The sequence below is a fragment of the Planctomicrobium limosum genome, assembly GCF_051465645.1.
Classification (GTDB): Bacteria; Planctomycetota; Planctomycetia; order Planctomycetales; family Planctomycetaceae; genus Planctomicrobium.
This window is the reverse complement of record NZ_CP195790.1, coordinates 3,046,710-3,072,063: the sequence shown is the minus strand read 5'-3', so window position 1 is coordinate 3,072,063 and position 25,354 is coordinate 3,046,710. Positions and strand designations below refer to the sequence as shown.

Here is a 25,354-nt window from a genome sequence, read left to right as displayed (position 1 = left end):
TGAATTGCGGACTCGATGTCCGCTTCTTGAACCCACTTTAACGCTGACGATTCACGATGCTATGCCTGTTGCAGGTAATGGACATGAAGATTCTCTTTCGCAAGATGTTTTTCGGCCAGATCGACCAGATGCTGGTGATGGGTGAAGAACAAAACCTGCGTCCGGCGTGAGAGGTCTGACAGCACTTTCAATGCGGCGACAGCTCGTTCGTCATCGAAGGTCAACAGGATGTCATCCACGATAAACGGGATCGGATCATTTTGATCGAGCCAATGCTCCAGACTGGCAATTCTCAGTGCCAGATACAACTGATCTCGTGTGCCTTCGCTCATTGACTCAACGTGAATGACCTGATCGTTGTTCCCTCGGATTCCAACCAGAATTGGCTGTCCTTCGGTGTTGTAATCGGTCTTCAACATTCGAAACGAATTGACAGTCAGCGTGGCAAACAATTGACTTGCACGATCAAGAATCGGCCCCTGACTCTTTTCTCGATACCGGTCCATCCCTGCCTGCAACAGAGCGCCTGCGATTCGAAGAACCATCAACTCTCTGGCTTGTTCCGAGAGCTTGGCGACCATCGCTTCACAATCTTCGAGTTGCTCCGCTGCTGCGGCACTCCCGTTCATGCTCTTGAGCGTCAACTGTTCCGTCAGGGTCTTCTTGATCAGTTGCTCACGCTCCTCTGAATATCGATCAGAGTCCTGTTGCAGCTGATCAATCTGGGCAGGGAGTTCATCAGGATGAATTTCATTCAGTTCAGCGACAAATTCTTCAAGGGTCGACTGGCCGGCTTGTGCAAGTAACTGATTTTGAAGTTGAGAGACGCTGCGCTCCAACTCAATACGACGAGCAGACTGCTTTTCCAATTCCGGGAGCGCTGACTCTGAACTGCAGCCTGCCAGTTGGAGGAGTGTTTCCATCTCTGTTTGGCAGGTCTTGATGGTGATCTCTGCCGAGTCGAATCGTTCAGTTTGTTCTGCCAGCTGTCTTGAGAGAGTCTGGCGTTGAGTGTCTTTCTCTTTCGCGAGTTTGAGTTCAAGTTTCAACGCGTCGATGATCTGCTCTGGCGAATCCTTGTCGATTGCGATCTGATCAAGTCGCTTTGTAACGAGAAGAACTTCGTTCGCCAATGCGGCTGAATCCTCATCGATTCCTTGGATACGCAGTTTGTAGTCTTCGATTTCTGTTGCACGCTGGGACAAGTTGGTCAGCGTTTCGAGAACAGAGTTTGCCTGCTGGATATGAGCCTGGCCGTCGAGACCCAGACTCTGCATCTCAACCTTCCAGCTCTGCTCCCATGCGTGAAGATTGTCGGTGGCCTGTTGCCAGTCGATCTCCGCTTCTTTCAACGCCTTAGTGCTCTCGTCGAGCTGTTGTTGCCAGAGTTCGCGATTTCGCTCCTGCTTCGTCAATCTTTCCAGCTGATTCTCTGCCTCGGCAAGAATACTGGAGAATGGAGAATCGCTGGCGATTTGATGGTCTACAAGCTGCTGCAGGGAAGTCATCAGCAATTCGATCGCTTCGCCCAGTCGCGTTTGCAGGCTTGTACGAGACTGTGTTGCGTTCCGATGTACTGTGACATTCTCCAGAATCTGCAGGTAGCTTCGACGCCAGGATTTCATCTCCCGTGGTGTCCCTGCTGTGACTCCATGTTGGTCCCAGAGTTTTTGCCATTCCGTAAGTAATTCGCCAGAGGCCTGTGCGGCGTCAGAAACTTTTGAATTGACTTGAGTGAGTTGCTTCAGCTTCTCGGCATGATTCGATTGAAGCTGCGACTTGTTTGCTACGCGATCGGCGTCTCGTCGCATGGTGTCGGCCAGAGCATCAGCATGTGTCACTTTCGTGAAGAATGCTTCCCTGAGCGTTAACGTATGAGGTGTTGCAGAGAGATACTCTGCGACTTCTGAAGCGACGTTGGCTGTGGCTTCGAGGCCATGTTGGATCAGCAGTTGCCATCCACGGTTACGGTCGGATCTGGCTCGATTCAGGTCTTCTTCTGTTGAGACGACTTGCCCTTTTTCAATATCAATGATCCGTTGTGTCAGGTCGTCTGCATCCTTCTGAAGCTGGGAATGCTGGTCTCGATGCAATTCGAGTGTTGCGGTGGCATTACGAAACCGCTCGTCGAAGAGTTCGATTGTCTCATCAGACGGCGGGGCAATCTCTTTGAGTTGCTCTAGCGTTCCAGACCAGAACGCGAGACATTTGACCTGCTGATCGATTTCGTGCTTCAGAGCATCAATCGATTGATCAAGTGCTTCAAGTTGTGCTGGGGCGTCTTTCGTCGAACGTGCCACATTCAATGCATGTTGCAACTGAGTCGGGGCACTCACCTGAGTTGAGTTCGTCAACTTGGTTTGAAGATCCGTGACAGTCACTTTGAGTTTGTCACGATGCGCCGTCGTTGATTGAACCTTGTCGAAGAGGCCTTGGTATTTCGATCCCAGATCGCGGATGCCGACTCGTTTGTTTTCAGGAATCTGTAATTCAGAAATTGCATCCAGATTCGGATCTCTTCCCAACTCGGCCAAAAGCCGTTCCGCATTCTTTCTGGCAGTGCTTAAGTCGGCAACAAGTTTAATACGGTCCGCTGTTGCTTTCTGATCGCTTCCCAGACGACGTGACAATGCCTCAATGGCACTCTCTTCCTTCAGCAGATCAGTCGGAACAACGAGTTCACCAAGCTCCTTTTGAATGGTCTCAATGCGTCCTTTCGCATCATCCCGAGTCGTTTGAGATTGGCGCAATGTGGACTGTGTCTGAATGCGTCGCTCTTTGAAATCGTCTGGCAGCAAGGTGACGTGCTGGAGTTCGTTCAATGCGGCGGTTTCGCGTTTCCACGGAGCAAATGAATGAGTGGCGGCGTTCAACCGCTTCAGGCGGCTCAGCTCATTGGAAGTTGTTCTTGCCTGCTCATCCAGTGTTTTTCTTTCTTCAGTTAGTCGTTCGAATTCGTCGTGATGCTCTTTCCAGTTCGTGACTGCCAACTGGAGTTCTGTGAGCTTCTTTCTCGCTGCGGTCAAGTCTTTGGATGCCTTGGCGAGTGCTCCGCCTTGTCCTTTCTTGGTGAGCAGTTCGTCTGCTTTGGAGTCGAGGTTTCCCTGAAACTGACGGAGTTCTGCGACCCCTCCGGCAGTGAAGAGGATTTCCCCGAGCTTGCCTTCGCCTTTCTCCATCTCGGCACCGCCCTGACGAAGGCGGTCGTGATCGATCCCGAACATCGATTGGAACATGTCTCCATCGACATTGCCGAGAAACGTCGACAGCGAGTCATCGGCCAGAGCCTTGTCGTCGTTATGGTCGCGTAACGATTTACTTCTGCCGGGGCGTCGCAGGAAATCCACTTCTGAATTGTTGCGATGGGTCAGTCTGGCTCCGACTCGCAGCGCCGAGAATGCATGCGCGAACTGATCTTTGTTTTTCGACTCCGTCGGAATGCCATAGAGCGCAGCGTGGATCGCTCTCAAAGCAGATGTTTTCCCGGCTTCGTTGGGGCCATGGATGATGTGGAGCCCTGTCGATGTGGAAGGGAATTCGATCTTGCGATCAGTGAAAGGGCCGTAGGCTTTCAGGTGCAGTCTGAGAATTGTCATTGTTGACTGCCTCCTCGCAAATCTTCGAGTAACATCGCCTTGGCTTCGTCGATCATGGCTGACAACCACTCTGCGTCGTCGACTGGTATTTCATCCTGAACCTGTTGTGGAAGCTTGCTGCGAATCCACTTCAAATCACATCCCCAGTCTTGCAGGAGCGATGGATTCGCTTGCGCGTCGTCGATCAGCGATGTCAGCTCCCCTAACGGACCATCAAGACTGGTTGTGAGCTGTCTGGCCAGAGTCGGTTCAGAAGTCCGGATCTTGACCTTCTCAATCCAGATCCGATCCTGTTCTGCGTTGATCCCCAAAGACCGGATTTCGTTCGTCCAGCGGGTCGACTCTGCCATCAGCTGCTGATGAATCGAAAGTTCGCCCCTTAATTCCACCCGAACTGCCAATGGGTGATCAGGAGTCTGCTTCAGCTGCTGATTCAATGCCGAGGAGACCAGTTGCAGGACATCGTCTGCGGACGTTGCTGAGGAGACGTCGACGTTGGCGACTTCCCATCGCATGACATCTGTTGGGCGGAAGTCGAGTGTGCAACTCTGATCATCCTGAACAGTGACCAGATAACATCCTTTCGCTCCCGACTCGCGAATGTTGCGCCCTTGTAGATTTCCTGGGAAAACAATGTTCGATTCGGTGTCCAGTACTTCTCGATTGTGAACGTGTCCCAGTGCCCAGTACTGGTACTCCTTCTGCTTTAACCCACCGATCGTGCAGGGAGCGTACGCCTCATGCCCCTCGCGACCCGTAGCGCAGGTGTGAAGCATCCCAACATTGAACAGACCAGAAATTGCCCGAGGGTAGTTTCGGGAAAGGTCATCTTTGACCGCCTGCGTTGCGAAACTTTGTCCGTGAATCGCGACGCCGAGGGAATCGATGGTGACGGTCTCTGGCTCTTTCGGCGAGAACATTTTCACCATGTCTGGTGGCAGGTTCAACGATTTCGTCATTCTGTTCGCGGCATCATGATTCCCGGCAATCAGGAATAAACGGATCCCAGCGTCTCTCAGCTTCGCAACCTGTGTCTGAAAGAACAGGCCTGTGCTGAAATCGTTCCAGTTACCGTCATAGAGGTCGCCGGAAATCAGCACGAACGCAACTTGCTCGTCCAATGCAAGTTGCACCAGATTTTCCAACGCTCTGCGACTCGCCTGTCGAACCGTATCAACCGGAGCTCCTTCGTACTTCTCCAGTCCCCTTAATGGGCTGTCGAGATGGATATCAGCAGCATGGATAAACTTGAACACAGGTTCTGTTCATTTCCTTCTGGAGGCTTCTGACGATCACATCAAACGGCAGCGACATATTCAGGACGATCGCTGAAAAGAACCAGCGAAAATCAGGATTCAGGGCTGAACCAGCAGTAGAGATCAGCGTGTCGATTCATCGTCGTGAAGGTATTGCACCTGAACAGATGTATTGTGTCAACTCTCCCGTCGATTGAAATTTTCCCGACCGATCATATCGCCTGGGAGTACGAACCAGTTTGAATGAAGCAGTTCACTCCAAACTACCCGTGTAACACTCCCTTAGGGCGTGTCGAGACGATATGCTCCGGGACGAGAATTCGGAAGATTTGTGAGCAGTTCGCTTCAGACCTTCATTTCCAGATGATTTGGCCGAGTAACGATAGACCGCCGCATGACGACGAAGACTGAGCCACTACGAATCGGCATGATTGGATTGGGCACCGTTGGGACAGGTGTTGCACGCATCCTTTGCGAACACGCCGAACGAACTGCTCAGCGTGCAGGCCGCCCGATTCAGATCACCAGAGTTGCCGTTCGCGATCTCGGTAAGACTCGCGACTTTCTGCCGCCAAGTGTCACGCTGGTCACCGACCCGATGGAAGTCGTGCAGGCAGACGACGTCGATGTTGTTGTAGAACTGATGGGGGGAGTTGATCCCGCCAGAAAGTATTTCACTGCGGCGCTGAATGCCGGCAAGCATGTTGTTACTGCGAACAAGGCGTTGCTGTGTACACACGGCGATGAACTGTTCTCGCTGGCCCGCAAAAACGGATGTGCGATTCTGTTTGAAGCGGCTGTGGCCGGAGGCTGTCCCGTCATTGCAGCCATCGGGCAGGCGATGACAGGGAATCAGATCACTTCCCTCGCCGCAATTGTGAACGGAACAAGTAACTTCATTCTCACCAGAATGTTCCTGGAGAATGCATCGTATGCAGATGCGGTTGCTGAAGCACAGCGATTGGGATACGCCGAAGCTGATCCTTCAATGGATGTGAAAGGGATCGACGCGGCCCAGAAGCTTGGACTGCTGACATTGCTCGCGTTCGGTAAGCGAGTCACACCCGATCAGTTCCCGGTGCAGGGGATCGATGAGCTGAGTCTCATGGACCTCAAGTTCGCCGATGAACTGGGGTATGCTGTCAAGCTGCTGGCAACTGCCAAGCTGGTTGATGGCAAACTTGAATTGCATACTCAGCCAACATTGATTCGACATCGTCGTCCACTCGCTCAGGTGAACGGCCCGTATAACATGGTCGAGTTGACGGGCGACGCGGTTGGGAAAGCGTGGTTCTCGGCGATGGGAGCTGGTCAGATGGCGACTGCGTCTGCGGTGATCGCGGATCTGGTTGATATTGCAGTTGGTCGAGGCCAACTCACGTTCGACCGGTTGACCTTGTCGGAACGGGCCGATGCCGTCCCATTGCAGAAGCCAGAAGAGATTTGCCGTCGGTACTATATGCGTTTTCTGGTGGAAGACCGCCCGCGAGTGATCGCAGAGATTGCAGAGATCCTTGGAGTGAACGGGATCAGTCTGGCGTCTGTCATTCAGAAAGAAGCAGAAGAGCCAGGCGAATCCGGGAAGTATCCGATCGTCCCGTTGGTGTTCATGACGCACCAGACGACGGAAGGTGCGGTTCGTGCGGCTCGTCAGCGGCTCGATCAGCTTCCGACTGTCATCACACCATGGCTTTGCCTTCCTGTTGCAGACTAGAGCGGTTCTTGAAATGGTGTCGCGTGACAGGCACGCGGCATTCAGATTTTCTCCTATCGAGAAGGCTGCTGCGCGGCCACATGATAGACCGATACGGTCTAGTGCTTCGACGGAATTTGAATTGAAGAGGATCTGGACTCATGAACTCGGTCGTTGCTCAACCCATTGCCGGTGTTTCAATCGAGCGGGAGACCGAGCTGGAGTCAGTCTATCCTTCGCTGGCGGCATTAGCGCCTGGCCGAGTGATTGGGGTGCTGATGCAGAAGCCAGCCTCCATTTCCAATTCCTGGGTGCGAGTGACCTGCCAGTTCCTGCTTGGAGTGCTGCTTGCTCCTGTCTCTTTGATGGTGTATTCCACCGGGAAACTGATTGGGAACTATTACGTCATCACGAATCGTTGCGTCTCAACAAGAAAGATTGTCGGGGCAAAACGAATCGGAGAAGTGCGTATCGCCGACATTCACTCCATCACAATTCAGGAGCGGCCGGGCTATCAATTCCATCAGGTTGGCGATGTCGTATTGAAGCACCGTGATGGAAAGACACTGCTTGTGATTTCGGCTGCCGTGCGACCGGAACGTGTCCGTCGTTTGATTCTTGAAACCCAAACGGCGCATGCTCAGGTTGTTCAGGCTCAGGCTGTGATTCAGGCCCGTGAGGTTTAGTTCGGACTTCGAAAGCTCAGTATCTCTGTGCTCAGTTTGTCCGGAGGCGTCCATTCATTGTCCCGGAGTACTGCGAAGAGAATGGCCGCAATGAGATCGGCTGTCGTCCCGGGATTCCTTCGATTTCGGTCAGATCGAAGCCAGACGTCGAACTCTGCAAGATGGGGGCAAGTGACTGTTCCATCCCAGGTCGAATGAATCAGTAATTCCGCCTGTCGCTGTGATTCAAGTGCGATCGCTTCGCCGCATTTTCTGCCAATCAGTGAATCCGGGAACGCGGCCATCAGGTGGAGTTGCGTTGTGATGATGGCCGTCTCCCAATCGTGACCGGCATCGATCGCGTTGAGAAATGAATTCCGACCAAATCCAAGGACATCGTTGAACTGATTGGCGTATTGCCGAGCGACGAGATCCCGATCTGAGGCCAGTCTCATGGCTTCGATCAGCGAGATTGCTGGAGGAGCAGAGACGTCTTCCTCCTGCACGGTTCCGAGTCCACCCGGCTTGGCGAGGCTGATCGCGGAATAGACCAGATTGGCATCGTTCGAATCGAGCTGAGCCAGTACTCGGGCGATTCCGTCTTTGGTGCGAACTTGATCCGGGATCGCGGCCAAAGGAGCCAGAAGGAGAATCATTCCCAAGTTCGTATTGCTGCCTACCGCCTGTTGGGTTGCCACGACCGCGTCTCGAATGGACTGACCGATGCTGGTCTGCGACGCACTTGCAAGAATGGGAGCAATGGCCTCGGCAGAGCGCACAAAGTCGAGATAACTGACGTCTGAAAACGAGGCGCTCGGGTGGACGTTACCGGGCTTGCGAGCAGAGCATTCCAGAATGCAGGCGGCTTGAATTTGACCTGCAAGGCCGTTCTGGCTTATCAGAGAACGGCAGGAAAGCTCCATGGGGAGGCGGCCTTCTTCGTGTGGGCTCAGAACTGTAATGCGTCGAAACTGTCCATCAGGTCGTCGAGCTCGTCGCGAACTTTCTTCTTGGTCCCAGCTTGTCGTTTGGGAATGCCGACTTTCAAACCGACGGCCTCCCGACCATCGCGGACGAGTTCTGTGTCACGTTCAGCGGCAGCCAGTTCGAGAGCACTTTTTCCGCTTCCACCGAAGAGTGCTGTCAGGTCGATTTTCAGCCCTGCAATTTCTCCGTCAGCACCAGCAATGGCAGGTGTCTTGTGTTGCGGGAAAATGATGGCATTCGCCGGGCAGACTCGACTGCAGGCCGGGCATCCCTTTTTGCAGTTGTCCTGAACTTCAACCAGAATTCGATCCATGGTGTCAATGCCATAGACTCCAAACAGGCAGAAGTCGATACACTCCATGCAATTGGTGCACCGGCTGTAGTCAATGACCGGGTACCACCGACGCTTGGGAGGAGCGTCATCTTGCGGAGAAGGGAGTGTGACAAGCCCCTGTGTCGGTTGTGGAGCGAGATATCGCTGCAACTGGTCCGCGTTGGGCTTCCCCTGAATCCATGAGGTCAGCGAAACCACTTCCGTTGCATTGGAATCCGCAATCCGTTTGATCTCATCGACGAAAGGAGCCGAATCGTTATGGAGTCGCAGGTCGATCACATAGATGAACCGGTCTGGGACATCGACCGCACCGATGGCCTCTGCGTTTATTTCCTCGTCCAGTTCCTCTTCTTCGTTTTCCTCGGTCAGAAGTGTGAATCCTTCTTGCCCTCTGACCCCTTGTCGATCAAGAACCCAGCGTGCAGCGCGCGGGTAGAGCCATGACAGGACAACAATGTCCCCTGGCAGATTCTTGAGAAAGAGCAGGCCAGTATGGTCTGCTGACATGTCATACAGGTGCGGGACGAGAGAAACTTCGACGTTACCAGCCGTGAGCAGCTGGAAAGCAATCTCTTCTTCAATACGTCGTTGCGCAGGGTTCTTGCTTTGCCCCTGCGAGATCACGACGGTCAGTTTCTTGGATGCCATAGCAACAGTGCTTCAGACGGTTTCGACCTGACGGGGACCGAGCTGCTTCTGGCGATTGGCGGCAGCGAATGACCAACGTTTAACCTTCGTTGATCTGCCCTTTAATCATCCGTTGTGTCTCGTCCCATTTGGTTCCCAGGAATTCAACGTATTGTTCCGGGGACATGAATCCTGCATCGGTTTCGAAATTATACAGCCAGCCCAGCCCATATCCATCCGAGTTGATGGTGCTTGGGTCGTCCAGCAGGAAAGTGTTGAAGTCGACGATGCGTCCGTCGGCAGGTGGAAACATGCTGGAAACCGCTTTAGAACTCTCAATCTGACCGATTTCCTGTTTCAGTTTGACAGGTGTATTCGGATCGATCGTCCAGTCCAGAAAGTAGATATCCTGAAGCAGCCGCACTGAAAATGCAGTCAGGCCGACTCGGAACCCGCCTGGGCCTTCCTGCACCCAATGATGATTGCGAGCATACTGCCGGTCCTTAGGGATTCGCGCTTTGAATTCCCCCATCATGAACACGAGGCAGTCATCAGCAGGTGAAGAAGCCATGCAATTCTCGAAGCATATTTGCCAGTATTACGGCTGTCTTTTGAGACTCTCGTATCGGCAGCCACCTATGCGCATCAGTGAATGATTGCATGGTCGTGTCGAAACGAGAGGAGTCAGCAGTTCTACTGTGGCTGAAACCGAATGAATTATTCAGAATTTCGGATCTGCCTCCAGACGTCTGGAATGTGACATTCCAGTTGAATCTCGAGGGAAATTCGGAAGTTAAAGACGGCTATTGTACGCTGATTCCGACAGTTTCTGATAGTCACCAGATCGATACCGGATTCAGGCTCGATCCAGCGGGATCAGGCGCGTTGGTCGAAGAACAACTGCTCAGAAATCTTTCAAAACAGCGTGGTCGTATCACCAGGAACGGACCGCTTTGCATGTCGCTGCGCAGCGGCCTTCTCTGTCGGCGAAAAGCTCAGTTCCGCGTACCAGAAACGCGATGTCGCTTCCGGAGCAGCTTTAGCTCTTCTTGATCCCAGCCAGCATCGTTGCGAGACCAGACTCGACGACATTATTCTGGCGAGCACTGATTGGAATCGACTCGTCGTCCTGAGCCAGAAATGCAAAGACGATTTCCGCTTCTGCGACGAGTTCTTCACCGCAGTGGGCCGTCACGTTGGTCATTCCCCCTTCATCGCGATTGTCGATGAGGGTTGCGGTGTAGATCAGCTGATCGCCGGGACGGGCAGCACGGTGAGAAGTGAACTTCGGCACCTTTGCCAGAAAGACCAGGAACTTGAACTGGTGTGCTTCCCCGAGGAGGATTCCGCCAGTCTGAGCCATGCCTTCCATGATCAGCGAACAAGGCATGATTGGAAAGCTGGGGAAGTGGTCATGCATATGCTCTTCAGACAGTGAAACGTTCTTCACTGACTTGGCCATTTGACCGCTTTGGAATTCAAGAAAACGATCAATCCAAAACCAGCGCATGTATTCCCCCAAAGATTTCCGGACCGTGGCGATTCGAAAGACTGCCACCACAGTTCATCTTCTGATCTTCCAGTCCATTGTCGTGTTCATACAACGGTAACCGGAGATTGCTGCTTGAATTTCGATGATTTCTGAATGAATTCCGTTTTGGAATCCATTTCAGACAAACGCAGCCGCACAGAATCTGTGCGGCTCTGCGCTGTACCGATTTTATCGCAGTTTTGCAGTCGTCCCGCCATTTCTGGAGGGAGACATGTGATGTCAGGTTTCAGGGGAGATCGAACGTCCAGCTCGCTGGAAGCCGAAACTGATTCCTGACATTGACAGTGTCACTGCACGACTGCATCAATTACGAACAAGCGATGTGTGTTACCACAGCATCGTGTTCACTGCTTAGATGCGAGCTCCGACGAACTTGCAGATCATGTCGACTGTGAACAGGTCGGAAATGTTTTCGACCTTTGGATTTGCTGCCAGTTTGCTGACGTCAGCGTGTGGCATCCGTGTGCGCAGTTCGTTCAGACCAGCTTCGGTGACTTTGCCGTCCAGGATAAATCCTGAATCAGCAGCAGTCAGGTTTTCTGGAAACAGTTCGCCGCGAGGGATCTTGATGTCGAAGGCCTTTTCCAGACGGAAAACAATGTCCAGAAAATCGATGGATTCTGCACCCAGGTCGCCAATCAGAGTGGCTTCCGGGGTCACTTCATCATCGTCTACACCCAGTGCGTCCACAAGCACTTCGCGGACACTATCAAAGATCTCAGCTTGACTCGGCATTTCGCTTTAACTCCGTGGTTGATGCCTAAGTGACCGTTTACTCAGGCGAAACTCACCGTCGAACCCCAACCAAATTCCTGTTCGTGAAAGACAGTGAGCGACTTCACGATTTCATTCTTGTATCACCGGCGACACCAATTTGGCTTCCATCCAGTAACGGATAGAAGGCCGGCGTTCACACCCATCTCAACCAATTGACCTATTTGGCTTCGATGAATTCTTAAGAGAGTTTTAGTCCCTGAAGGTGCTACCGCCAAACGATGTTATCGGCTGTGACGGGTGTGATGATAGACAACTGAATTGAAACGTAGCAGAAACTCTGGCAAACCTGAATTGCCTAATCGCTACAATGAGCGAGAAAGTGGGCAATGTCGTGGTCATTGTTGATGCATGTTGCACGCGCCAGAGTCATTGCTTCGAGTTCGATCAGCCAGTTTCGATTTGAGTTCCCCACGGCCTGGGGAGAACAAAGTAAACTGACTGACCAAATAGTGACCGTCTCATTTTGCTACCGGTTTACCTGATGCTGGACAGAATTCCATTATGTGGAATGTCTGATTCGCGGGCACAGGATCAACCAGTTGGCCTAGAATCCGCCGAGGGTCAGACCGCCATCGACCACCAGTACATGACCGGTGATGTATGATGCGTCTTCGCTTGCGAGAAACGCGACTGCGTTTGCAATATCTGCTGGTTTCCCAAGTCGTTTCAGTGGAATCTGCTTTGAAAGCTCTCCACCAGCAGCGTTTCGAACTGCTTCTGTCATGTCGGTTTCAATGAAACCTGGAGCAACAGCGTTCACCGTAATGTTGCGGCGACCGATTTCGGTTGCGAGGCAGCGGGTCAAACCCTGAATCCCGCCCTTGCTCGCAGCGTAGTTGACCTGACCTTGATTTCCGAATTCAGCAGCGACGCTCGACATATTGATGATGCGACCGTAACGCTGTGACATCATCTGTCGCATTGATGCTTGACAGAAGTTGTAGACGCTGCCGAGGTTTGTGTTGATCACAGAAGACCAGGCATCTTCGTCCATGATTGCCAGCAGGCCATCTTTGATGATCCCGGCATTGTTGACGAGAATATCGAGGCGGCCCCATTTTTCGATGACTTCAGCAACGGCGCGATCAGCGTCTGCTTTATTCGCAACGTCGCCTTGGATACCGATGGTTTCATAACCCTTTTCGGCCAGTTCTGCGACGAGTTTGTCTGCAGATTCTTTGCTGGAGCGATAGACGAAAGCGACTTTGGCACCGCGGGCGGCCAGTGTTTCTACAACCGATTTGCCGATACCGCGACTTCCGCCGGTGACCAGTGCGATGCGTCCATTCAGACTCATGTGAATTCTCCAGATGATATTTTCAGAATCGATTTCCGACTGAACGGATCGTTCGGACGAAAATCGACAAATTGTGTTGTCGACTGAATGTTTGATTCAGAGTTTTAGGCGAATTCTTGACAGGATCTTTGTGTTCGATTGCCTGTCATTAGCGCTTTGCTGTCAGGACGGCAAACAGATCTTTCATGGCATTGATCTGATCGGCATCCGTTTTGGCTGGCATCGAGAACGTGTCGGCCACGTTATATTGTTCCAGAATCAACTTGGCACTGACAGCGGATTTATCTCCGAGTTCCCCTGTCGCTTTGAAGGTCCAGAATCGGTCGTCTTTTTTCTGAACAGTCGAGGTGAGCCGCAGGGTCTGGCCTGGGGAGACAAAGCTGTTGAACTTCACAGCCTTGGCTTCCTTTAAAACCACCGTGCTGAATCGGAACTCTTCGCTGGCCCGCATCAACCAGGCCGAAGTCTGAACCATTGCTTCGACCATCAACACTCCGGGCATAATCGGAAAGCCAGGGAAGTGATCCTGCAGGTACTCTTCTGCAAGAGACAGGTTTTTGATGGCTTGAATCGATTCGCCCGACTGCAACTCTGTAATTTGATCAATCAGTGAGAAACGCATGGTAAAACCGTTTCGAGTGTGTCTCGCCATCGCATCCTGATGGATTGCATGGCGAGATTTTCGCAGTCTGGACTGCCGGAGATATCGAGTCGCTCTCTGCGAGGATTTCAGATTGGAAATCCTGAATCGGAAGAGAGTTATGTTCTTTTTTTGTGCAATCAGGCTTTGGTTTCAGGCGTCAGACGCGCGCAAAAAACCTGTTTGCATCGACCCGCAATATAGGGGAGGGAATCTGAGGTGACAACCCGTCCTTTCGGAAGCGAATGGTCGGTGACGTTTTCGGCGATTTCTGCTTCATCCACCGCTTTCGGAAAACTTCCTGTCATATGCGACTGTTTTGCCAGCCATTCCAATCGATAAGAATTGACTTTCTTGAAAAGATGGACGAAGGTGAATTCGGAACCGGAAGATTTGATCGACAAGTCCAATTGGTCACCTTCATCGCTTTTGACGCTCATCAATCTGAAAGAGATACTGCAATGGAATTTCTCAATCTCAGTCGCCGCCAGTTTCTGGGAGCAGGTGTTGCTGGTGCGGCTGCCATGATGTTTGGGCAGAAAGCCGTTTTGGCCGCGAAGCCGAATCCTTTATACAAGATCTCTCTTGCTGAATGGTCGCTGCACCGAACGCTCTTTGGCCGAACGGATCGCAAGCTGGATCACCTCGACTTCGCTAAGGCTGCGAAGGAAGACTTTGGAATTGACGCCATTGAATATGTGAATCAGTTCTTCAAGGACAAAGCTAAAAACACCGAATACCTGACCGACATGAAAAAACGGGCAGCGGATTATGGTGTCCGCAGTTTGTTGATCATGGTCGACGGCGAAGGGAAGATTGGCGATCCGGATGAAGCAAAGCGGGCTCAAACAGTTGAGAACCACAAGAAATGGTTGGAAGCCGCCGCGTTTCTTGGGTGTCATTCGATTCGCGTGAATGCCGGGAGCGATGGCACCTGGGAAGAGCAGGTCAAACTGGCTGCTGATGGGTTGGCGAAACTGACTCAGATTGCCGAAGGCTTCAATCTCAATGTCGTCGTCGAGAATCACGGGGGACTCTCATCAAACGCAAAGTGGCTGACTGAAGTGATGAAGTCTGTCGACCACCCACATTGTGGAACGCTGCCAGATTTCGGCAACTTCCGCATTAAGGATGGCGAGTTCTACGATCGTTACGAAGGCGTCGCTGAGCTGATGCCATTCGCGAAGGCTGTCAGTGCCAAGTCTCATGATTTCGATGAAAAAGGAAACGAGACGAAGACTGACTATCTCAAGATGATGAAGATTGTGCTCGAACACAATTACAACGGGTACGTCGGCATCGAATACGAAGGTGGCAAGCTCGGCGAGTATGAAGGGATTCGCAAGACAAAAGATCTCCTTGAACGTGTTCGTACAGAGTTGGCAAAAGCCTGATGTCAGATCTTTTTGTCGGCATTGACGTTGGAGGGACGACTGTCAAATTTGCTGTTGCTCGAGCAGATGGAATCATTCTGCGTGAGGGGAGCATTGCGACAGAGTCCCACCTCGGCCCTGAACTTGTCCTGAAACAAATTGGAGAGTACGCGAAGTCGATTTCCAGTGAAGTTGGCGGAGTTCCCGGTGCCGTCGGAGTGGGGTTGCCGGGACTGGTCGACAGTCGACAGGGAATTGCCAGGTATCTCCCCAATCTCATGTCGCATTGGCGCGATGTTCCTGTGACTCAGATTCTCTCGCCCTTGGTGGGATGCGATGTCCGTCTGTTAAACGACGTTCGCATGGCCACCTATGGCGAGCTGATTTATGGTCTGGGGCAAGACGTTCAGACGATGGTCTTCATGGCGATCGGAACCGGCATTGGTGGCGGGATTGTCATTGATGGAAAGTTACGTCTTGGTCCATTGGGGGCGGCAGGCGAACTTGGGCATCAGACGATTGATCCGACGGGGCCATTGTGCGGGTGTGGAAATCATGGATGCCTGGAGACGTTCGCGAGTGCAACGGCAATCGCCTCTGAGGGAATCCGATTGATGCTGGTGGGGATGGCTCCTGCTCTCAGAGATCGGGTCGGAGGCGATCCCGGCCGTGTCACAGTGCAGGCCATGGGGGAGGTCGCCGACCAGGACCCTGCTGTCCGTCAGGCAATCTTGCATGCTGCTTCGAATCTGGCGATTGGGATCGCCAACGTGGTTGTCACGATCGATCCTGAGCTGATTGTGATCGGCGGCGGAGTTTCTCGGTTGGGGGATCTCTTGCTTGATCAGGTGAAATCCGAAATCCGCACTCGATTGGGACGATTGTTTCCAGTTGAACAGATTCGCATCGAAACTTCTCAATTGGACGTCAGGGCCGGCGTGATGGGGGGGATCGCCCTGGCGTGCCGTGGGATTCCAGAATGAAGCACAACTAAAACATTTTCTGTGAGCAACCCGGCTTGAAAGTTGGTGCGATCATCGAGATACTTCGGAGACGCCGCTGAAATGGGCAAGTCCTGTTTGGGCGAAGTGGTCTAAATTGCGAGAGTGGCGAAACTGGCAGACGCGCTGGATTTAGGATCCAGTACCGAAAGGTGTGCAGGTTCAACTCCTGTCTCTCGCACTGAGTTGATTTTCAAACTGAGTTGATTTTCAATTCAAATTAAAAATGACGGCCTGAATGCAGAACCCTGCTTTCAGGCCGTCATCGTTTTTGGGGCTTTGTTTTTGGCTCCGCTGTGCGAATGAACTCAACACTGCGATCGCTGCTGCGATCGTGTTTGGCAGACGCTCCTTATTTTCCTTTGGACTTCAGTTCGAAGTCGAAAGTCTTTCCCCCGGCAGGGATGTCTGCGTAAAGCTCAGTGGCTTCAGAGTTACTGTATCTGGGGGGAACGTGTTCCACCCCTGCAGCTGACATTTCCTCTGGAGGCATATTGGCGGGAAATGGCGAACCATCTCGCTGAGCAAACTTCGAAACAGTTACCCGGTGCATTCCGAGAGGAGCTCCGTTCTCTTTATTGCCGTACTTCAGATCATACTTTCCATTGGAGTCTGTGACTCCATAGGAGGGAAGCCCCTGAACTGAACCATGTGGAGTAAATATGACGGAAGCACCGGCCAGAGGTTTGCTATCCAGAGTGACCGTCCCTGTGACAGGAACCAATTCAAGCTTTAGTCCGTCTGAACTCCCTCCGCAACCAGAGGAGAGCAATGAAAGCCCGAATAACGGGATGAGAAGTAAAGACAATTTCATCAGGGCAGTTCCTTGACGATGATTTAGGGGGATTCAACAAGTAATAAGTCTCGCCAAGCAGACTCAGGGAAGTTGGATTCTCAAGTAGCAATGAAAGTGAAGAGGCCAGTGACGTTCACCACTGACCTTTCCTCTTCGCTTGTTACAGCTGAGAAGCTACGCCTTCAGTTGGAAGTCGTCTTCAGAAGAGAACGACGCTGAACCCGAGATGCAAAGACAACGTCACTCTTCCTAAATTGCTCTAGAACTCGCCGATAGGTTGGCCGTCTCCAATGTAGGAAAGGTTCTGTCGTGTTGCCGCAGCGATGTTTTGGCTCACAAACCGTACGGATCCATCGCCGAGCAAAACATGTAGCCCGCCTGTGTGCAAGCTGCCTGCCAATGACCAACTGGTCAACTGTGTCTTCGAGATATTGGTGTTTGGGATTGGGGTCGACCAGGCACAGCAGTCTGCGAAGTTGTTTAAGCCGAGACTGTTGGCAAAATCAACTCCCCCACCGACCCAGTGGGAGTATCCCCAAGTTCCAGTGATGCCGTCTTTGATGTCGAGCGTTGTCTCTGCGACAGCGACTGTGTTGCTCGAGCCGTCCGTCAGGTCACGGATCTTGCAGGACGAAAAGGGGCCAAACATGCGGCGGGTTGCCGGAGCAATCGTGGACCACATCGAGGCTGACTCCGAGTATCGGGCGACATTGAAGTCGTAGCTTGTTTTTGCGCCGGGGTATCCAGCTGCGTTTGCAGTCGGGGTAATTGCATAACTCGCTGAGGTGCTCGTATAAAGAGGTGTGCCGTTGTCCGATGGGCACAGCCAGGCTGAGATGCTCTTGCTGACGACACCTGCATTGCCACTGGAAATGATGACTGCTTCTGGTTGAACGAGGGTAGCGGAACCGCGAACGTACGATCCGGACGGAACTCGCGGATCGAATTTGTTAAACAGCGCAGACTGTTCCATATAAGGGAGTAGGCCAATCCATCCTCTATGGTTCAGGGTATATCCAACTGCTGCAGTTCCAGAGGTGATTGCGCCGTCAGCTGAAGTGCTGTATGGGAATACCCCGAATGTGTCATGGTAATTGTGAAGGGCCAAGCCAATCTGCTTGAGATTGTTCTTGCACTGGCTTCTTCTCGCGGCCTCTCGAGCTTGCTGCACAGCCGGAAGCAGCAGTGCAATCAGAATTGCGATGATCGCGATCACGACCAGAAGTTCAATCAGAGTGAAGCCATTCCGATGCTTCCTCGGATTCCGGATTGTCTTTTCAGGCCTTGCTGAATCATTTTCAAGGCGGCGGGAATCAAGTACAGAAATCGTCACGAGTTGCTCCTAACAGTAAAGTAAAAAGGAAGTAAAGAGATCGCACGAAATGGAGTACAGAATGCGAAAAGTCAGCTGTGAATAATGATCGGAGTAAATGCAGAGAAATCTGCAATCCAGTTCACATTAGTGTGACGTGATCTAACGTGCCATCTTACCTGTTTTCATTTCTTCACATCAAATTTCTTTTCAAACTTTTTTGATTGGGAGACCATATAAGTTGTGATGGTCTGTGTTGAATGTGTTGCTAATTGGCATCATTTGTTCTGGTACGCATTGTCCGATTGCGGCATGAGCGATTAGGCAACCATGCCGTGTTGCTGCATACTTTCAGTTTCGTCTTATAAATTGCTGGGACAATTGTGATTTAGCTGTAAAAGGTCGCATCGGATTCATTTCTTTTTTGGTCGTATACGATTCAATTGTGGATGCTTGATTGCTTTGGCATTTTTGTGGATTGGTCGTGGTCGGAATTGCATACTGGGGAAGTGGGGATTTCCCGGTGTGAACTCCTGACGATTGAAAGCCACTTCCATGCGACTTCGTCTTCTTTCGTTCTTAGCCATCGCAATCTTCATGTTTGCTTCTGTGGAATCCGCTCGGGCTGCGGTGGGCGCAGAGGAGGCTCGCGAAATTGCACTCGACGCGTACATCTATGGCTATTCACTGGTGACGACAGAAGTCACACGAGTGCAAATGTCGAATGTCTCAAAGCCTGACAGTTTCACCGGGCCGATGGGCCAGTTCGTGAATGTCAAACGCTATCCGCCAGCAGACTATCGTGGGGTCTCTGCACCGAATGCTGATACGCTCTATTCGGTGGCGTGGCTCGATCTGGCAGAGCCAATGGTGTTCAGCCACCCGGATTTGGGGAAGCGATTTTATTTATTTGAGATGGTCGACCTTTGGATGACCGCGTTCGATTCACCGGGATCTCGAATTCAGGGAGGAAAGGCAACGAACTTCCTGATCACCGGGCCGGGGTGGAAGGGGGAAGTCCCCGACGGGATGACACACATTCCCGTTGGGACGAGATACATGGTCATTCTTGGTCGGACTTATGCTGATGGGACAGAGAAGGATTACGAGGCAGTCAATGCCCTTCAGGCTCAATACAAATTGATTCCGCTATCAGCATGGGGCAAGCCCTTCATTTACAAGGTTCCCCCAGTTGATCCTGCTCCCGGGTTCAGCATGACAGAGAAGCCACAGATGGCGATTCTCGATCTGAAGACGGAGCAGTACTTCAACCTGATGGCAAAACTGATGGGAAGGACAGCACCGCCAGCACCAGCAGACGCACCGATCGTCGCGCGGATGGCAAAAATTGGTCTTGTTCCTGGCAAGCCGTTCGAGATGTCGAAGCTGTCTCCGGATGTGCAGGCGAAGTTGAAGGACATTCCGAAAGCGGCCCTTGAGAAAATCCAGTCGAGCAGAAATTCACTGGGGGAGATGGTGAACGGATGGATTATCGCCAAAGGTCTGGGAGTGTATGGAACCGACTACCTCAAGCGAGCTGTGGTTGCTGCGTTCGGCTGGCCTGCGAATCGAGAGAATGACGCGGTCTACCCGTACACGGAGGTCGACAGTGAGGGGAAGAAGCTGACCGGAGAGTACAAGTACACGCTGACATTCTCCAAAGGAGAGACCCCGCCGGTGAATGGATTCTGGTCGATCACGATGTACGAGATTGACCAGGGGTGGTGGTTTGTTCCCAATTCCCTCAATAAGTTCACAGTCGGACCAAGGAATCAGCTGAAGTACAACGATGATGGTTCGTTGACACTCTATTTTCAGAATGAGTCGCCAGGCAAAGAAAAAGAGGCGAACTGGCTACCGGCTCCCAAAGGTCCATTCATTGCAATGCTGCGAATGTATGGTCCCAAAGAAACGTCTCCATCGATACTCAATGGAAGTTGGAAACTGCCGGGTGTGAAGCGTGTCGCCCCATGATTGCGAATCGAAGATCGCTGCCAAAATCTGGCGTAATAAGCAGTCGTCGAACCTGATGGGACAAGGCTCGGGCTGACGCTGTAACCTCTTGGCAGTGAAGAGATAAGAGAGTAGGGCTGCTCGGACTTGAACCGAGAACCAACGGATTATGAGTCCGCTGCTCTAACCGATTGAGCTACAGCCCCTGAATGCCTGAATCGTGCCACTCAGGCGGAAAACGTGTCGCGGAGTTTACACGTTAAGGAGCGTTCCGCAAACCGAAGTCTGAATATGCGTCAACTGTCACGACAATCAGCATGACCAGCCCACAGGCGAGCTTACCTGCTGTTCCGAAAAGTCGGGCGATCATGGCAGCTTTTCCAATGTTGATGCGTTCCTCTTGTGCGCGGCCATGTTCCCCCAGATAAGCTCCTCCAAAGGCGCCTACTGCTCCCCCGACAAGAGCCCCAATCAAGGAGCCAACCAGAGGCATGAAAAGGGTTCCGACTAACGCTCCGCCCACGCTGCCGATGAACGAACCAAAGATGCTGTAGAGAATTCCGCGTCGACTTCCACCTTGTCGTGAGGCTCCGAACGCTCCTGACGCGAACTCCCAGATTTCTCCGAAGACTGCCATGACAACAAGTAGTCCCAGTCCGCTCCAGCTCAATGCCGGGTGGAGCTCGACTGGGAGAACAACTTTGTAGACGACTGCGAAGAACAGAAGTAGCCAGTTCCCGGGGAGACCAAAGAAGTTGGTTCCCCAGGCAATGGAATTACACAGAAGCAGAAGTGTGGCCCAGACGTAAACCATCGGCGGTGATCCCTGCCAGATTAACTGGGGAGTGCTGATCGAGCGGCAATTCACACAGTTGAATTCACACCGTCGATTGTTGAGTGAGGAAAAGCGTCCGGTAGAAATCAAACCCTGTCTCACGCAGCGCCTATTGGGCCGCTTGCTTGATTCTGGCTCGGCCAGTGCAGGTGATCAAGTCGCGATCAGGCCATTGTTCGCCTGATCCAGATGATTTCAGCAATTGCGCAGGAAAGATCGGTCTGACTTTCCCCACGAAAGGTTGCGACGGGATCAATCCCGGAGGGTCGACTTTCCGGGTATCTGTCGTTCGTGGTTTGCCCAGCTGACGCGACCGTTGTCAGTGAGTGACAATGTGATGTAGCTGGCAAGGCGGATGTTTGCGTCAGGAAAGTGTGCTGCGACCTGATCTGATAATCGCGGTGATTTCCCAGGCTTGCGGAGTTCCTTGCAGTATTCCACCAGGAGCTCGCGACCATCTGGGGCGTCGTGCATGAAGTAATGAATCCAGGCCCAGGATTCCTGATAATCCGCGTTTCCCATCTGATTGACTTCTTCGATCTTCTCAAGTCGTGTCAGATCGGGACGCCAGCCATTCTTCAATGCAATTGCCAGCCGTTGTGTGTGCTCGCGATGCAATCTGCGGGGAGTATCGCTTTGAGTCTCGTAGTATTCAGCAAGCCCTTCGTCGAACCAGAGTGGCACGTTCCTCAATGATGCGTGAAGGACCCCGTGCGTGTATTCATGTCGCAGGTCTTCTTCAACATTCGGGCTCCAGTGGGCGTAGACACCCAGTTCCGTCGGCGAGCCAATGAAAAAAGCGCGACGTTTCGGGAGATTTGGGTGTCGAGCCTGCATGTATCCGCTGTAACGCTCGGCGTCACTGAAGAGATGGATGACAACCGGACGGGTTGGGGCAGGCAAATCCAGCGAAGCCGTGAGTTCGGCGCGAATCTGCTTTAGTTCCTGAATCAGTGGGTGAGACTGTTTCATCTTTAGATCAGAACGAACGATCAGATCGCCGGTTGTGATCTCGTACTTACTTGGAAGCTGAGCGGTGATGTTCTTCGTGCCCACACAGCCGGAGAGCATAAGAACCAGTGAAACGATCACCAGTGGCAACCGAAAGTGTGCCACTGTCGCAGGGACATTCATGAACCGCGACTGCGTGAGTTTCATCCTTGAAATCTATCCATTGGTCGGATTCTCGGCAACGTCCTTTCGCCGACTTCCGCGTGCCTTACGCTGCGGGTTCGCTGCATCGAAGAATTAAAGAGTTCTTCAGGAGCAGCGGGTCGCAACTCAAGACTGGAATTACCTTTGCAGTTGAGCCTCGCCACGCAGGGCAGGCAGCCAGATTGGCTCGTGTCCTTGTTGCTGGAAGAGCTGGGCAAAATGGAGGTGACAGGTGAGCAGGAGGATCTGCTGGCCTTGTGCGGAAACATCCATCAGAGTCCGTGCTGCCGCTTCTGTTCGCGACTGATCGAAGTTGACGGTCACGTCATCGAGAACCATCGGCATCTCGATTCCCTTGCGAGAGAAGTCTCGAATCATCGCGAGGCGGACTGACAGGAAAACCTGTTCTCTGGTCCCGCTGCTCAACTGCTCGACGCGAAAAGCCTGCCCCTTTTCGTCGTCCACAAGCAACGCTTTCTCCCCGAGTCGTGTCCAGATTCGAGTGTACTTGCCGATTGTGAACTGCTGCAGATAGGCCGATGCGTCCTGAAGTGTGCGTGGTTGTCTGTCTGTTTCGATTCTCTGACGCACCCTTGTCAGGACACCGTCAGCCAGTTTGGATGCGGCCCATTTTTCGGTTGCTTCACGCAAAGAGAACAACACCTGTTCACGATCAAACCGTAATGAACTCAATGTGCGGTCATTTTCGATCTCTCGAAGTTGTCCTTTGACCCGACCAAGAGTCTCCTGCAACGAACGGATCGTAGCGTCATACTGATTGATGTCGTTCCGCGCCTGAACAATGGCGGCGTTGTTCTGTTCCTGGTCGTAATTGTGAAGATCTTCGTCAGAGAGCGCGATCTCGGGATCGGCGTCGACGATCTTCTGAATGTTTTCGGTGATCTGTTTGATCTGGTGCTGAAGTGTGTTTCGTTCGTCGATTGCCGCGAGTTTGGCGATGATTTCGTCGCGACCACCTACTCCAAGTTGCTTCAGCAGCGAGGTACGTTCGCGACGCATCCGGTCAATCTGCTCGACCAGTTGAGCGGCTTCCTGTCGTTTGTCTTTGGCCGATTGACGCAGGCGTTGTCGTTCTCGTCGACGTTCTCCCTGCAACTTCAATTCGCGATCCCAATCCGCCAGTGTCTGGTAAGGATTGGTGATGCGGAATTCATGCGATTCGAGTTTGCCAGCCAGTTCGAAGATCGACTTCTGGTATGCCTGAAGTTCCTGACGCTGGTAGGAATCCTTCTCATGGCGAGCATCGTTGTCTCGCATGATCTGCTGTGCTTCAGACAGAATCTGGCATTGTTCAAATGCCTGAGTGACTTTGAGTGTTTCAGGAAGCCCCAGTTTGCGAAGCGTATCGGTCCAGTCACGGCGGACGCGGCCATGTTGACGCTGTTGTTCCTGCAGTGACTGACGAAGACGACTGAGACGCTGGCGCAGTGATTCGATTCGCCGTCCGATCGGTTCGTGATGATCGAGGTCTGCGATCTGTTCGCGAATCCGATGAATGATCTCGTCATCTGTCAGCGGGGCAGCAGGTGTTGCTGGCGTTTGTTGATTCTGAGGAATCGGCCCTGGATTGATGGTTGCGAGTGGAGGTAGCTGTTGTGACGCATCGCGGCGAATAATGCGGTCGATTGCCTGTTCGACGCGGTGGAGTTCGTGCTCCAGTTTCTCACGTTCGGCGTCAATATCCGGGGTTGAGAACTCGACGACCTGGAAGTATTCCTTCATCGCCCAGACCGTCCCCATGGACGCCACGCCCAGGAGGACGAAGCAGGCGCCAACGATCCAAGCTGCCGCTTTTCCAGCGACGAGCCCATCGTATCCACGTAAAGCAGCATGGATTCCTGCTGCCATCAACGCAAGTCCACCAAACATGAAGAATGTGTGGATCAGCCAGAAGAACGGAGGCAGCTCACGCTCCACGACCTGAGGCCCGATCTCCCGATTCAGGAGTTCCATCGCCTTTTTCAGATGTTCGCGGCGGATCTTGAGTCCCCGAAGTTCTTCCATTTCCATCAGACGCTTCTGCAATACTTTGCGAGCGTCTGCGATTGTCAGCTTCCCGAGGTCTTTGGTGTAGGTCTTCCATTCGTTCTTTAATGAACGCAATGTGCCATTCAACTTTTTGTGGCGGCGAATCAGTCGAGATCTGGTCCGACAGGCTCCGCGGTAATGATTGGCCTGAGTCCAGAGCCGCTGGTAGGCTGCCGGGCCCATTTCGGACTGGTTCAGTCGGTGGAAATCCCAGTGTCCGTTGAGTTTCCCCAACAGGCTGTTGATCTTCTGTTGGGTGTGGTCGAATTCTGCCTGTGCCCCGGCCAGCGACCGGTCGAGCGCCTCCATGATGCGAGACTTCTCGAACAGGTTCTGAATCGAGCAGGCGTGTTCTTCCAGTTCAGGGCGAGTGGGAATTTCTTCTGCTTCTGCCTGAAGCGATTTGGCTTCGTTGATCAGAGCCTGCCGACGTTCGTTGATCTCGGAATGTTCGAGCTCAAGCTGGTCGAAGCGACGCAGAATTTCGCGGTCGAGATCTCCTTGAGGCAAAAGAGAGAGCTGATGACGCAGTTCTTTTTCTTTTCGCCAAGGGCTCCAGATTCGATTGACGAACTCGCGGCTGCGAAGGTCGTACTCGGCATCGACTCGTCGGTTCTGCGCGTCGGCAATTTCATCTTCAATCGAGTGAAACTGAGACTGCAGCTTATTGTGCTTGTCTGTGACCGGCGCGTGTCGCGACAGTTCCTTATCAATCTGGGCAAGTCGATTGATGTGGACAAAGAGTTCGCCATCCCGTTTCTCAGGGTTGGTTGCGAAGCGGTTCTGTTCGGTATGAAATCCCTGATGAGCGCGGACGATCTGGTCGCCTTCCGGCCCCAGGGAGAGACCATAGAGTTGCTGAGCGACTTCATCGCCACTGAGAGTCGCAAGTTGCTGCAACTCCGGCAGACCGATAGCGAAGATGTTCTGGAACATCGCTTCGCGGGTGTCCGCTACGATCGCTTTTAGCAGTGAGTCGTCATCGCGCACGATGCGGCCGTTGATCTCCAGTCGTCCTCTGGTTCCTGCCTGAGAGGTTCGACGAAGACGATACTCTTTTCCGAGATGCTGCAGGCGCAGCGTTCCACTGCACTCAATCGGCTTTGCATCTGGCCCGAATGACTTTTCGTCCGAAGGGAGAAACCCATAGAGCACTCCGCGGATGAATCGCAATAATGTCGATTTTCCGGCTTCGTTTGGCCCATACAACACGGTCACGCCGCGCTCGTTGAACGGCAACGTGACGTCCTGCCAGATGCCGAAGCGGTCGATCTCGATTTCACGAAGCTGCATCGAACACAGTCCCTGATGAGTCGATGCCCGACGTTCTGCCTGGGCACCACATTCCTTTTAAGTCATTCGCTGAACTGATCACTCAGACTTTGATTGCGTTGATCACGAGATTGAAGTGCTTGTCAATCAGCGGTCATCCACAAAACTGGTCGGTATTGATCTG

Annotated in this window: 19 protein-coding genes and 2 tRNA genes; 6 read left to right on the top strand and 15 right to left on the bottom strand. The window is 52.6% G+C overall.

Annotated features, from left to right (window positions below; translation table 11 throughout):
* Nucleotides 1-59: 59 nt before the first annotated feature.
* Nucleotides 60-3,596, bottom strand: a complete 3,537-nt coding sequence (locus SH527x_RS11505; protein ID WP_437190824.1) for an AAA family ATPase — start codon at nucleotides 3,594-3,596, stop codon at nucleotides 60-62.
* Nucleotides 3,593-4,852: a metallophosphoesterase family protein gene (locus tag SH527x_RS11500; protein ID WP_437190823.1), complete on the bottom strand. Its 1,260-nt coding sequence runs from the start codon at nucleotides 4,850-4,852 to the stop codon at nucleotides 3,593-3,595. The genes SH527x_RS11505 and SH527x_RS11500 overlap by 4 nt, the downstream gene beginning before the upstream one ends.
* A 394-nt stretch (nucleotides 4,853-5,246) precedes the next feature.
* On the opposite strand from SH527x_RS11500, the gene SH527x_RS11495 reads away from it, so the two are divergent.
* Both SH527x_RS11495 and SH527x_RS11490 read left to right on the top strand, forming a co-directional pair.
* On the top strand, nucleotides 5,247-6,566 hold the full coding sequence (locus SH527x_RS11495) for a homoserine dehydrogenase (RefSeq protein WP_437190822.1): 1,320 nt from the start codon (nucleotides 5,247-5,249) through the stop codon (nucleotides 6,564-6,566).
* A gap of 140 nt (nucleotides 6,567-6,706) precedes the next feature.
* Entirely contained in the window at nucleotides 6,707-7,231 is a 525-nt protein-coding gene (locus SH527x_RS11490) for a hypothetical protein (RefSeq protein WP_437190821.1), read from the top strand.
* Here SH527x_RS11490 and SH527x_RS11485 read toward each other — a convergent pair.
* The 7 genes from SH527x_RS11485 to SH527x_RS11455 form a co-directional block, all read right to left on the bottom strand.
* Complete coding sequence (locus SH527x_RS11485; RefSeq protein WP_437190820.1) at nucleotides 7,228-8,133, bottom strand: triphosphoribosyl-dephospho-CoA synthase; 906 nt, start codon at nucleotides 8,131-8,133, stop codon at nucleotides 7,228-7,230. The two genes, SH527x_RS11490 and SH527x_RS11485, sit on opposite strands and share 4 nt — an antisense overlap.
* Nucleotides 8,134-8,159: 26 nt before the next feature.
* Nucleotides 8,160-9,179: an ATP-binding protein gene (locus tag SH527x_RS11480; protein WP_437190819.1), complete on the bottom strand. Its 1,020-nt coding sequence runs from the start codon at nucleotides 9,177-9,179 to the stop codon at nucleotides 8,160-8,162.
* A 79-nt stretch (nucleotides 9,180-9,258) separates the two neighbouring features.
* Entirely contained in the window at nucleotides 9,259-9,729 is a 471-nt protein-coding gene (locus SH527x_RS11475) for a glycine cleavage system protein H (RefSeq protein ID WP_437190818.1), read from the bottom strand.
* A 468-nt stretch (nucleotides 9,730-10,197) separates the two neighbouring features.
* Nucleotides 10,198-10,668, bottom strand: coding sequence for a 3-hydroxyacyl-ACP dehydratase FabZ family protein (locus SH527x_RS11470; RefSeq protein WP_437190817.1), 471 nt, complete (start codon nucleotides 10,666-10,668; stop codon nucleotides 10,198-10,200).
* 393 nt (nucleotides 10,669-11,061) lie between these two features.
* Nucleotides 11,062-11,445 carry an acyl carrier protein gene (locus SH527x_RS11465; protein WP_437190816.1) on the bottom strand — a complete coding sequence of 128 codons (384 nt, stop codon included), beginning with the start codon at nucleotides 11,443-11,445 and terminating at the stop codon, nucleotides 11,062-11,064.
* Between the two features lie 586 nt (nucleotides 11,446-12,031).
* Nucleotides 12,032-12,784, bottom strand: coding sequence for a 3-oxoacyl-[acyl-carrier-protein] reductase (fabG, locus tag SH527x_RS11460; protein ID WP_437190815.1), 753 nt, complete (start codon nucleotides 12,782-12,784; stop codon nucleotides 12,032-12,034).
* A gap of 148 nt (nucleotides 12,785-12,932) precedes the next feature.
* Nucleotides 12,933-13,406 (bottom strand): 3-hydroxyacyl-ACP dehydratase FabZ family protein, encoded by a 474-nt coding sequence (locus SH527x_RS11455; protein ID WP_437190814.1) that lies wholly within the window; start codon nucleotides 13,404-13,406, stop codon nucleotides 12,933-12,935.
* Between the two features lie 479 nt (nucleotides 13,407-13,885).
* Between SH527x_RS11455 and SH527x_RS11450 the strand changes: the two genes are divergently transcribed.
* The 3 genes from SH527x_RS11450 (at nucleotide 13,886) to SH527x_RS11440 (ending at nucleotide 15,979) form a co-directional block, all read left to right on the top strand.
* Complete coding sequence (locus SH527x_RS11450) at nucleotides 13,886-14,818, top strand: sugar phosphate isomerase/epimerase family protein (protein WP_437190813.1); 933 nt, start codon at nucleotides 13,886-13,888, stop codon at nucleotides 14,816-14,818.
* Complete coding sequence (locus SH527x_RS11445) at nucleotides 14,818-15,780, top strand: ROK family protein (protein WP_437190812.1); 963 nt, start codon at nucleotides 14,818-14,820, stop codon at nucleotides 15,778-15,780. Before SH527x_RS11450 ends, SH527x_RS11445 begins: the two co-directional genes overlap by 1 nt.
* Nucleotides 15,781-15,897: 117 nt before the next feature.
* Nucleotides 15,898-15,979 (top strand) — tRNA-Leu (locus tag SH527x_RS11440).
* A gap of 171 nt (nucleotides 15,980-16,150) precedes the next feature.
* Here SH527x_RS11440 and SH527x_RS11435 read toward each other — a convergent pair.
* Both SH527x_RS11435 and SH527x_RS11430 read right to left on the bottom strand, forming a co-directional pair.
* Entirely contained in the window at nucleotides 16,151-16,612 is a 462-nt protein-coding gene (locus tag SH527x_RS11435; protein ID WP_437190811.1) for a carboxypeptidase regulatory-like domain-containing protein, read from the bottom strand.
* 241 nt (nucleotides 16,613-16,853) lie between these two features.
* A complete protein-coding gene (locus tag SH527x_RS11430; RefSeq protein WP_437190810.1) occupies nucleotides 16,854-17,927 on the bottom strand; it encodes a DUF1559 domain-containing protein in 1,074 nt (357 codons plus the stop codon).
* A 534-nt stretch (nucleotides 17,928-18,461) separates the two neighbouring features.
* Here SH527x_RS11430 and SH527x_RS11425 point away from each other — a divergent pair.
* Entirely contained in the window at nucleotides 18,462-19,880 is a 1,419-nt protein-coding gene (locus SH527x_RS11425; RefSeq protein ID WP_437190809.1) for a DUF1254 domain-containing protein, read from the top strand.
* A 111-nt stretch (nucleotides 19,881-19,991) separates the two neighbouring features.
* On the opposite strand, the gene SH527x_RS11420 is transcribed toward SH527x_RS11425, so the two are convergent.
* The 4 genes from SH527x_RS11420 to SH527x_RS11405 all read right to left on the bottom strand — a co-directional run bounded on the left by SH527x_RS11420 (nucleotide 19,992) and on the right by SH527x_RS11405 (nucleotide 25,191).
* Nucleotides 19,992-20,065, bottom strand: a tRNA-Ile gene (locus SH527x_RS11420).
* Between the two features lie 53 nt (nucleotides 20,066-20,118).
* Nucleotides 20,119-20,727 carry a DUF456 domain-containing protein gene (locus SH527x_RS11415; RefSeq protein WP_437190808.1) on the bottom strand — a complete coding sequence of 203 codons (609 nt, stop codon included), beginning with the start codon at nucleotides 20,725-20,727 and terminating at the stop codon, nucleotides 20,119-20,121.
* Between the two features lie 219 nt (nucleotides 20,728-20,946).
* Nucleotides 20,947-21,852, bottom strand: coding sequence for a hypothetical protein (locus SH527x_RS11410; protein WP_437190807.1), 906 nt, complete (start codon nucleotides 21,850-21,852; stop codon nucleotides 20,947-20,949).
* A 135-nt stretch (nucleotides 21,853-21,987) separates the two neighbouring features.
* Nucleotides 21,988-25,191, bottom strand: coding sequence for an AAA family ATPase (locus SH527x_RS11405; RefSeq protein ID WP_437190806.1), 3,204 nt, complete (start codon nucleotides 25,189-25,191; stop codon nucleotides 21,988-21,990).
* Nucleotides 25,192-25,354 lie beyond the last annotated feature (163 nt).